The sequence below is a fragment of the Streptomyces sp. NPDC022910 genome, from assembly GCF_055561075.1.
Map to the genome: position 1 here is coordinate 1 of NZ_JBVHHL010000138.1, position 4,003 is coordinate 4,003.

The 4,003-nt window shown below is 66.1% G+C and carries 2 protein-coding genes and 1 pseudogene; all 3 read left to right on the plus strand.

Annotated features, from left to right (window positions below; all coding sequences use genetic code 11):
* The first annotated feature begins 118 nt into the window (after positions 1-118).
* The 3 genes and pseudogenes from ACZ3TS_RS42565 (at position 119) to ACZ3TS_RS42575 (ending at position 3,902) form a co-directional block, all read left to right on the plus strand.
* Positions 119-652 carry an IclR family transcriptional regulator gene (locus ACZ3TS_RS42565; protein ID WP_467628516.1) on the plus strand — a complete coding sequence of 178 codons (534 nt, stop codon included), beginning with the start codon at positions 119-121 and terminating at the stop codon, positions 650-652.
* 1,131 nt (positions 653-1,783) lie between these two features.
* Positions 1,784-2,734 (plus strand): hypothetical protein, encoded by a 951-nt coding sequence (locus tag ACZ3TS_RS42570; RefSeq protein ID WP_467628519.1) that lies wholly within the window; start codon positions 1,784-1,786, stop codon positions 2,732-2,734.
* Positions 2,735-2,864: 130 nt separating this feature from the next.
* Positions 2,865-3,902, plus strand: a pseudogene (locus tag ACZ3TS_RS42575) (integrase).
* Positions 3,903-4,003: the final 101 nt, after the last annotated feature.

A 4,003-nucleotide genomic window follows, 5' to 3' on the forward strand; every position in this document is an offset into this window, starting at 1 on the left:
CCCCGGGCGAAGTGCACGCCGAGTTCCAGGAATTGCAACTCACGGCATGAATTGCTCGGCCAGACCCTGTCCGAAAAACGCGAGGCCCCTCAACTCAGCGGGGCCGCAGCTCGTACGTATGGGCCTGGCCGCGATCGCCCAGCTGGATGTCCGACGACAGGCGCGCAGACCCTTGGAGGAGCTCTCCGAGAAGCTGCAGGAGACGGTGTGCCTGTACTCCCTGGATGCGGCCGTCGTCCGACTACTCGACGGAGTCGAGTGCCGGCATGTCCTGCGCGTCAGCGTTCCGCTCGGACAGGAGCTCCCCGCCCACGTCACAGCGGCGGGCAAGGCTCTGCTCGCGCTGCGCGACCCGGCAGATGTACGCGCGACACTCCCGGCCGCGCTCCCTGCCACGGCGGCAGGAAGCATCACTGAGTGGCCGCTGCTTGAGGTGGAGTTGGAGGAAGTCAGAGTCCGGGGATGGGCGGCAGACCTCGAGGAAAGTGCACACGACCTGCACGGCGTAGGCGTGGCCATCCGCAACCGCATAGGGGAACCGCTCGCCGCGATCTCCGTGTACGCACCCGCCGTACGTCTGCGTGAACAGGACATGCCAGCGATTGCCACGGCCCTGCAGGAGACCGCCACCACGATCGCCAGGGCAGCGTGACAGCGGGCGCCGAGGTGCCAGGGCTCAAGGCCCCAACGTGATCCGCCCGTCCGGGATCCACCCCTCCAGGTATCCCGTCAACAGCACATCCACATCTGGCAGATCGCACCGTGTGCACAACTCCTGCCACTGCTCAGGCCCCGCCCAGCGTGTCGCTCCCCAGGGCAGATGCTCCGGCGGAGCACCAGCCGTAGCGAGACGAAAGATGAACACGTGCGCCTCTCGACGGCTCCGGCCTATGGGCACAGGCACCTGAGCCCAACGGCATCCTTCAACGGCGCCCCCGTGCACCGGCATTGCGCCGACCGCATCGCGGAGTACGCGCACTGCCGCCTCACGGTAGGGCTCTGCGGCTCGGACCGATCCTGACGGGAGCACCCATCGGGGAACAGCTCCAGGCAGGTCGTCTGCCACCAGAGCGAGCCGCCCGTCCGAGCTCAGCAACGCAACGAACACCACCCGCCGCATCCTGGGGGGCGGCACGGCAGGGCACCTCGAACTCTCGGCGGCGTCCAGGAAAGCAGGCACAGTCCGATCCTGACATGCGGCCGCTTAACCGGCCACTCGTGTTCTGGATCGACGCGAATTTCATCTCGGAGCTAAATGCGGTGAACCTGATCCGCGTCTGGGCAGCAGCAAGTCGCACGGACGATTCCGATGCGGTGTCTCACGTACAGAGACAAACGAAGCCTCACTATCCCGGAGAGGCCTGCTCGGGCGAGCAACGCCAGCTCGGATCGGTCTTGTGTCCCGAAATGCCGTTGAGGTGGGCAGGGTCGGCGAAGGGCGGACGGGGAAGACACTGCGAGCCGACGTGATCATGGGTAAGGGCCTACTCGCCTGCCGGGTGCCGCGCGGCACCCGGCAGAGCGCGGCGTACGGACCGGGTCCGTGCCCAGGCTCTCACATATCGCAGCCCGCCAGGCTGAAGTGGGATCGGTAGTCGACTCGCGCGGAGGTGGCTGCAGGTAGCCCACCTGTGGACTGGTTGCAGCGCACGCTGCTCGGGACTCGCACTACCCCTATGCTCATTTTGGCTTTGAAACTTGGGGGGTGAGGTCGATGTCCAGTCCGTTCGGCCCGGCAGCAGATAGAGCCCGCGACGAAGAATCTCGCGCCCAAGTGGGTCGCGTGCTGGAAGAGGCCGTCGAAGTGGGCAAGGAGGCCGCCGACGCAGCCAAGAAGCTGGTCGAGCTCTACAAGAGGGAAGCAGACAAGTACAAGCGGCTCGCCGATATGGAGCGCGGTCGACGTCGTGAGGTCGAGGCGCGGTTGAGGGCATGCTCCAAGCTGCTTGATGAAGGGCCGGACCTCGAAGCGAAGCTTAACTCCATGATTCCTGACCTGGTACAAGCAGCGGCGAGCCTTCCGCCGCCGCCTGAGGGATCCGAACTCCAGACGCGGCTTGAGGCAACGGAGAAGGACCGAGACACGTTCGCTCAGTTGCTGGACACTGCGACGAAGGAGCGGGACGCGGCGTTGCGGGCACGCGATGCCGCTATTGCCCGGCTGCAGCCTCGCCGGAGGGACGACGAGCAGCCGCCAGGAGACGCGGAGGCGTTGAAGGCACGGCTGCATGCGCCCACCCTCCAAGGCGTGCTCGAACAAGCGCAGCGGCACTGCTCCTCGCTCGTCATCACTGCAGATATGGATGAGACCAAGAAGCTGGAGCACCACCAGAAGGCCCCGCGCTGGCGTGACCGACTGGCGGCAACCCTGGCCACCATGCAGGCCTACGCCGAGACCAAGGACCTCGCTCAGGCGCGTGGTCGGGCGGGTCCCGAGCTGGCCAACCTTAAGGCGTACTGCACGAGCCAGCCGTTCCCGCTACTGGCTGAGGACAAGGTGATTCTCAGTGAGGGACAGACCGCCAGCAGCAGCCCCCGAGGCAAGACGCAACGAACCCTCCGCGTCCCTGAGCACATCGACCCCTCAGGTAAGGTCCTGATGCTCGAGCACATTCGCATCGGCGACGGTGCTCCTCCTGCGCCGCGACTGCACTATCTCGACGACACCAACAGGAGCGGTCAGCTCGTCATCGGATTCTTCGGCGACCACCGATACAACGCCGGGACCAACTGAGCCCTGTCCTTGCCGAAAATCTCATCCACCCAGGTGAGAGCCGGTGTGCGGGAGGCGCAAGGTCTCGAGCGCGGACGCTCGGATCGGTAATCTCGCGCGTCTGGCGATCACCCCGGCATGATGACCGGTCGTGCTGCTGCGATTGGCTTACCTGACCGTGGCGAACGCGTTCGCCGAGCTGCGCCTGCCGCCCATGAGCGACCGGGACAAGGACACGGAGATCCTGCGGGGCGATCGCGCGTTCCTGGCGGCGCTGCTGCACCGCCTGCCCGTGCAGGTGCTGCGCGGGATACGGCTGGTGGTGCGTCCGGACACGGTGCTGCGCCTGACGCCGCAATCTGATCACACGCCAGCATGCTGCCTGCTCCCGGCCCAGACGGCCGGGCAGGCCGCGCACCGTGCGCTCCATCCGGCTATTGGCGCTGCGGCTCGCCTGCGAGAACTCCAACTGGGGATATCGCCGTATCCACGGTGAACTCCTCGTCCTGGGCGTCACTGTCGCTGCCTCCACCGTTTGGGAGATCCTCCGGGAAGCCGGGATCGACCCGGTACCCGAACGCGCTACCAGCACGTGGGCTCACCTCCTGCGCTCCCAGGCTGATGCCCTGCTGGCCTGCGACTTCCTGGAGACGGTCACCCTGTCCGGGGCGCGGATGTATGTGTTTGCGGTGATCGAGCACGCCAGCCGCCGGATCCGGATCCTCGGCGCCACCGCGCACGCACCCCACCGCCACGTGGGTGACGCAGGTCGCGAAGAACCTCGTCATGGAGCTCGATGACGTCGGCTGCCGGGTCAGGTTCCTGATCCGGGACCGGGACGGGAAGTTTCCCGTCTTGTTCGACAGCGTCCTCAACGATGCGGGGATCGAGGTGGTGCTAAGCGGAGTACGGATGCCGCATGAACTCGATCACGGAACGGTGGGTGCAGACCTGCCGGCGCGAACTGCTGGACCGTACCTTGATCTGGAACCAGCGGCATCTGCTCCACGCGCTGAGGGAGTTCGAAGATTTTGACAACTCCCACCGGCCCCACTAGGGCATGGCCAACGCCCGCCCGCTGCACCCCTTGCCGACGCCGATCAGCGACCTTGAGCAGATCACCCACCTCGACATACCACGACGCCAACGAGTTGGCGGCATCCTCGACGAGTACCAACATGCCGCCTGAACTGGGAGTGAGGGGCCTCGCGTTTTTCGGACAGGGTCTGGCCGAGCAATTCATGCCGTGAGTTGCAATTCCTGGAACTCGGCGTGCACTTCGCCCGGGGG

What these genes read in the sequence shown, in the direction of transcription:
- ACZ3TS_RS42565 (WP_467628516.1), top strand. Translation starts at nt 119, where the DNA reads ATGGGCCTGGCCGCGATCGCCCAGCTGGATGTCCGACGACAGGCGCGC.